Raw genomic sequence first — 4,658 nt, 5'->3', positions numbered from 1 at the left:
CGAGGCCTCCGCCCGCGCGTCCGCAGCGGCGGACACCGCCAGCGTCTCCTTGGCCCGCAGTCGCTCCGCCTCGGTCAGCTTGCCCTCCGCCGTCTGGGATGCCTCCCGGGCCTGCGCCAAAAGGGCTTCCAGTGTCGCAGACTCTTCGGCAATCTGTCGGTCAATCTCCGCGATCCGCGCCGCCTGCTCCTCGATTTGCTTCGCAAGACCGTCCGCCCGGTTCTCCTGATCCCGCAGCTCCCGCTCCACCCGGTCAATGTTCTCCCGATGGTGGGCGGCGGTGGTTTTCAGCACAGCCACGGCGGATTCCTGCTCCGCCGCCTGCGCGTCCTTTTCCCCGGCTTCCGACCGCAGACTTTCCGCCTCCATGTCCTTTTCCCGCATCCGCTGGCCGTATTGCTCGCCCTCGGCGTACAGCGCGTCCAATTGCACCCGTGCCTCGTCCCGTGCGGCCTCGGCGGCGCGGAAGTCGCTCTCCAGCTTTCTGGCCCCGGCCTTCAGCGCGTCCAAATCTTCCAGCCAGGTGGAAATCTCCAAAATTCGCAGCTCATCCCGAAAAATCAGGTATTTCTTCGCCTTCTCTGCCTGATCCCGCAAAGGCTCCACCTGCAACTCAAGCTCCGCAATCTTGTCGTTAATGCGCACCAGATTTTCGTCTGTGCGCTGAAGCTTGCGCTCCGCCTCCTCCTTGCGGTGGCGGTATTTGGAGATGCCCGCGGCCTCCTCGAAAATCTCCCGGCGGTCGCCGCTTTTGGTGGACAGGATCTCATCAATCTTGCCCTGCCCGATGATGGAATACCCCTCCCGGCCCATGCCGGTGTCCAAAAACAGCTCCGTCACGTCCTTGAGCCGGACGGACTGGCGGTTGATGTAATATTCGCTCTCCCCGCTGCGGTAGTACCGCCGGGTGACGGCCACCTCGGCTTCCTCCATGGCGGGGAAAATATGCTCCGTGTTGTCCAGCACCAGCGTCACCTGCGCAAACCCCTGCTGGGGCCGCTTAGCGGTGCCGCCAAAAATCACGTCCTCCATCTTCGCGCCCCGCAGGCCCTTCACGCTCTGTTCTCCCATGACCCAGCGGATGGCGTCGGAGGTATTCGATTTTCCGGAGCCGTTGGGCCCCACGATGGCGGTGATGTCCTCGCCGAACTTCAAAACCGTTTTGTCGGGAAAGGATTTGAAGCCCTGAATTTCCAATGCCTTTAAGTACAATGAAGCCACCTCTGTCAATAGAGATACTGTAACTACTCTACTATATCAAAAAAAGCATTTATATTCAAGGTGCAATTTGAGAACGCTGTGGGAGGGACATTTCCTGAAGCGCCTCTGTCTTCAACTCTGCGGAGCGTAGGTTGCCATTTTGTCCGGAACGCGGTATTCTGCCCATAGCGGTAAATCCAGCGGAAATGAAGGAGCACAATTTTATGAATGACTATGTAACGGGCGGGACTATCCGGGAGCTGCGGGAGAAAAAGCAGCTCACCCAGCGCCAGCTTGCCCAGACGCTGTGCGTCAGTGACAAAACCGTTTCAAAATGGGAGACAGGCCGGGGACTGCCGGATATCTCCCTGCTGGAGCCTTTGGCGGCGGCCCTGCGCGTTTCGGTGGCGGAGCTTTTAAGCGGCGAATGCTTTGTCAACGCCAACCGCTCCGGAAATCTCCTGCGGAGCAAGTTCTACGTCTGCCCCATCTGCGGAAACGTCCTGTGGGCCGCCGGTGAGGGCGCGTTTTCCTGCTGCGGCGTGAACCTTCCGCCGTTGGAAGCCGAGGAGCCGGACGAGGCCCACAGCCTGCGGGCACAGCGGCTGGACGGCGAGTGGTACGTCACGCTGGACCACCCCATGCATAAGGACCACTTCCTCAGCTTTTTTGCACTGGTGACGGACAACCGGACGGAGATCGTCCGACTCTATCCGGAGCAGAGCGCCGAGGCCCGCTTCCCCTACCGAAGCGGCACGCTCTACGCCTGCTGCAACCGCCACGGCCTGTTTAAAATTCGCCTGTAAAAACGCTGCGGGAGCGACTTTGCCCCGCAGCGTTTTTTGTTTACCCGTTCCGCCTGTTTTGCACCGCTTTCAGGAGGAACGTCTCTTTTTTCCCGATTTCGGCTTTACTTCTCCATACAGCCAATCCAGCGCGTCGGAGAGCGTGCCCACCTGATCGATCAGCCCAAGGCCCACGGCTTCCTCGCCGTACAGCACCGTGCCCACATCCGCCGCCATTTCGCCGGTTTTCATCATCAGGGACAGAAATTTCTCCCGGTCGATGGCGCAGTTGCGGGTGACGAAGTCCACGATGCGGTCCTGCAACCGCTCGAAGTAATGGTACGTCTGAGGTGCGGCAATCACTGTGCCGCTCATGCGGACCGGGTGAACCGTCATCGCCGCCGAGGGCACCGCAAAGCTCCGCTTTGCTGCCACCGCCAGAGGAATGCCGATGGAGTGGCTCCCTCCCAGCACCAGAGACGCGGTGGGCTTGCCCATGCCCGCAATCAGCTCCGCGATGCCAAGCCCGGCCTCGATGTCGCCGCCCACGGTGTTCAGAAGAAACAGCACGCCGTCCACCTCGTCAGACTGCTCCAGCGCCGCCAGCAGCGGCATCACATGCTCGTATTTCGTGGCTTTTGTGTTGGGCGCGGCGGCCATGTGCCCTTCGATCTGCCCGATGATGGTGAGGCAGTGGAGACTTCCCCTCCGGGTTTTGGTGGTGACGGAGCCGCTGTCCACAATCTGCTGCTGCCAAGTCTCCGGGCTGGTTCCGTTTTTGTCGGAGCCGGTGTCCTCGCCGGTGTCGGCCTCGTCTTCTTCCGTCTGCTTTTTTGTTTTTGTCTCTTCCGTCATGAAATCCCTCGCTTTCCGCACTAGCTTCTGCAAAAATTAGAAATTTACCCGGTTTCCTTTTGAAAAACGCCGTGATATAATGCTTCAATATATCATCATTCTCTTGAGGGGAGCTGACGGACTTTGAAGCAGCAGCGTATTGTGGTGAAGGTGGGCACCTCCACCCTTACCCACGACTCCGGCGCGCTGAACCTGCACCGCATCGAGCAGCTTGTGCGGGTTCTTTCGGATTTAAGCGGCATGGGCCATCAGGTAATTCTGGTGTCCTCCGGCGCCATTGCCGTGGGCGCGGCCCGGCTGAACATGCCGGAGCGGCCGAAGGAGCTGCGGCTTAAGCAGGCGGCGGCGGCGGTGGGCCAGTGCCGCATCATGCACATTTACGACAAGTTTTTCTCCGAGTATAACCGCACCGTCTCCCAAATTCTGCTGACAGGGGACGACGTGGACGATCCCATCCGGGCGGAGCATCTCACCAGCACCTTCGGGGCGCTGCTGGAAATGCGGGTGATTCCCGTGGTGAATGAAAACGACTCCGTGTCCTCGGCGGAAATTGAAACCGGGCGGCACAAGGTTTTGGGCGACAACGACACGCTTTCCGCCATCGTGGCAAAGCTGTGCCGGGCGGACCTGCTGATTCTGATTTCGGACATTGACGGTCTGTACGATGCGGACCCTCACGCTCACCCGGACGCAAAGCTCATCCGCCGGGTGGAAACGCTGACGCCGCAAATTTTGGAAATGGCGGGGGGCGCCGGCTCCTGGCGGGGCACCGGCGGGATGGCCACCAAGCTCTCTGCCGCCAAAATTGCCACCGAGGCGGGCTGCGACATGGTAATTACCAACGGAGATCGGACCGAGGACCTGTACGGCATCGTGGACGGCGCGGAAATCGGAACCAGATTTTTAGCTTTGAAATGAGGAGGCGCGGAGCATGGAAACTATGACTGCTTTGGAGCGGCAGGGCCAACTGGCCCGGACCGCCGGACGAGTGCTGGCCATTACCAACACGGCGCAGAAAAACGCCGCGCTGGAGGCCATCGCCGAACTTTTGACGAAAAAACAGGACTTGTGGCTTGCCGCCAACGCAGAGGACGTGTCCGCCGCAGCGGCGGCGGGGATGCGCCCCGCCATGCTGGACCGGCTGACGCTGACGAAGGACCGGATTGCCGGGATTGTGGAGGGTATCCGTCAGGTGGCGACCCTGCCGGACCCCATCGGCACGGTGACAAAAATGGAAACCCGGCCCAACGGGCTGATTATCGGGCGGCGGCGGGTCCCCCTCGGGGTCATCGCCATTATCTATGAGGCCCGGCCCAACGTCACCGCCGACGCGGCGGCCCTGTGCCTGAAATCCGGCAACGCCTGCATTCTCCGGGGCGGGAAGGAGGCCATCCGCTCCAACCGGGCGGCGGTGGAGCTGATGCGCACCGCTCTGGAAAGCGCGGGCCTGCCTGTGGACTGCATCTCGCTGGTGCAGGACACCAGCCGCGACACGGCAAACGAGCTGATGCACCTGACGGGATATGTGGACGTGCTGATTCCCCGTGGCGGCGCAGACCTGATTCGCGCCGTGTCAAAAAACGCAAGCGTTCCTGTCATCCGCACGGGCGAGGGCGTGTGCCACGTCTATATCGACAGCGAGGCGGACTTGGACATGGGCGCCAAAATCCTGTTCAACGCCAAATGCTCCCGCCCCTCCGTGTGTAACGCTGCGGAGTGCGTGCTGGTGGCGGAGGACGTGGCGAAGGACTTTTTTGAAAAGGCCGTCCCCCTGCTGAAGGAGAAAGATGTGGAGCTGCGGTGCGACGAGGCCGCTTT

At 61.0% G+C, this 4,658-nt stretch carries 5 protein-coding genes; 3 read left to right on the top strand and 2 right to left on the bottom strand.

Annotated elements, in window-relative coordinates; all coding sequences use genetic code 11:
- On the bottom strand, positions 1–1,212 hold a 1,212-nt coding region (locus tag B2W96_RS09765; protein WP_293010103.1), incomplete at its 3' end, for a chromosome segregation SMC family protein.
- 212 nt (positions 1,213–1,424) lie between these two features.
- On the opposite strand from B2W96_RS09765, the gene B2W96_RS09760 reads away from it, so the two are divergent.
- Positions 1,425–2,006, top strand: a complete 582-nt coding sequence (locus B2W96_RS09760) for a helix-turn-helix domain-containing protein (protein ID WP_293010102.1) — start codon at positions 1,425–1,427, stop codon at positions 2,004–2,006.
- 69 nt (positions 2,007–2,075) lie between these two features.
- Here the strand turns inward: B2W96_RS09760 and B2W96_RS09755 are convergent, their stop codons facing one another.
- Positions 2,076–2,840 (bottom strand): ClpP family protease, encoded by a 765-nt coding sequence (locus B2W96_RS09755; RefSeq protein ID WP_293010101.1) that lies wholly within the window; start codon positions 2,838–2,840, stop codon positions 2,076–2,078.
- 123 nt (positions 2,841–2,963) lie between these two features.
- Here B2W96_RS09755 and proB point away from each other — a divergent pair, with 123 nt between their 5' ends.
- Both proB and B2W96_RS09745 read left to right on the top strand, forming a co-directional pair.
- Positions 2,964–3,758, top strand: a complete 795-nt coding sequence (proB, locus tag B2W96_RS09750) for a glutamate 5-kinase (protein ID WP_293010100.1) — start codon at positions 2,964–2,966, stop codon at positions 3,756–3,758.
- A 13-nt stretch (positions 3,759–3,771) separates the two neighbouring features.
- A partial coding sequence (locus B2W96_RS09745) for a glutamate-5-semialdehyde dehydrogenase (RefSeq protein ID WP_293010099.1) occupies positions 3,772–4,658 on the top strand: 887 nt, incomplete at its 3' end.

The sequence above is a fragment of the Oscillibacter sp. UBA6647 genome, assembly GCA_002455655.1.
GTDB lineage: Bacteria > Bacillota > Clostridia > Oscillospirales > Oscillospiraceae > Oscillibacter.
This window is presented reverse-complemented; position numbering and strand designations above follow the sequence as displayed.